The sequence below is a fragment of the Mesorhizobium sp. M7A.F.Ca.AU.002.02.1.1 genome, assembly GCF_003998535.1.
In the GTDB taxonomy this organism is placed as follows: Bacteria; Pseudomonadota; Alphaproteobacteria; order Rhizobiales; family Rhizobiaceae; genus Mesorhizobium; species Mesorhizobium ciceri.
In genome coordinates, this window is the sequence record NZ_RZPB01001241.1 from 1 (window position 1) to 1,120 (window position 1,120).

The window sequence follows — 1,120 nt, forward strand, 5'->3', positions numbered from 1 at the left end:
GGCGATCGGCGATCTGGATCCCAAGGCGGCACGTCAGGCGGCTGAGGAAATTGGTGGCGGTGCCGCCGCCGTCACGGTCGATGTCCGCCGCCGCGATTCCGTCGAGGCGGCCTTCTCCACCGTACTGGAAGCGCTTGGCGGCTGCGACATCCTGATCGCCAATGCCGGCGTGTCCACCATGCAGCACGCGCTCGATCTGACCGACGAAGAGTGGGACTTCAACTTTTCGGTCAATGCCCGCGGTGTATTCCTGGCAAATCAGATCGCTGGACGGCATTTTGTCAAGCAGGGCACGGGCTGCATCGTCAACACCGCCTCGCTTGCCGCGAAGGTCGGTGCGCCGCTCCTGGCGCATTATTCGGCATCCAAGTTCGCCGTGCTCGGCTGGACGCAGGCCTTTGCCCGCGAGCTCGCGCCCAAGGGGATACGCGTTAATGCCGTCTGTCCGGGGTTCGTCAAGACCGGCATGCAATCGCGCGAAGTCGAGTGGGAGGCGCATCTGCGGCAAGTCACGCCCGAACGGGTGGTCGCCGACTATATTGCGCAGACGCCGCTCGGCCGGCTCGAGCTGCCGGAGGATGTCGCCGACGTCGTCGTGTTCCTCTGCTCGGATCAAGCCCGCTTCATGACCGGCCAGGGCGTCAACGTGACCGGCGGCGTCTACATGACCTGACGGCCTTTCGGCGGCTGTAGCCGGATCCTGATGCGGGCACGCGCCTATCCAAAAAAGTGAACACATATGATCAGAAGTTAGGCTTTTAATGTTATATTTTGTTCTCTAAGATGACCGTTCGCTCGACTTCGGCCTTCGGCGTCAGCCGGGTCAGACGGGTTCATGAGGAAAGTCTATGGCGTCTATCGAGCTCGATCGCGTTTCCAAGCTCTACGGCAATGGCAATTACGGGGTGCATGAGGTCGATCTCACCATTCCCGATGGTGAATTCGTGATCTTTCTCGGTCCGTCGGGATGCGGCAAGTCGACGACGCTGCGGATGATTGCCGGTCTGGAGAGTATCTCCTCCGGCGATCTCCGCATCGGTGGCAAGAGCGTCGCCAATGTCGCCCCGCGCGACCGAAACGTCGCCGTGGTGTTCCAGAGCTACGCGCTCTATCCGCATAT

The 1,120-nt window shown here is 61.4% G+C and carries 2 protein-coding genes; both read left to right on the top strand.

Annotation, left to right across the window (positions count from 1 at the left end):
* Positions 1-673: SDR family NAD(P)-dependent oxidoreductase (locus tag EN879_RS36820; protein ID WP_164774886.1), on the top strand; the 673-nt coding region annotated here is incomplete at its 5' end.
* 175 nt (positions 674-848) lie between these two features.
* Positions 849-1,120 (top strand): ATP-binding cassette domain-containing protein (locus EN879_RS36825; protein ID WP_164774887.1); only part of this gene is annotated, 272 nt, incomplete at its 3' end.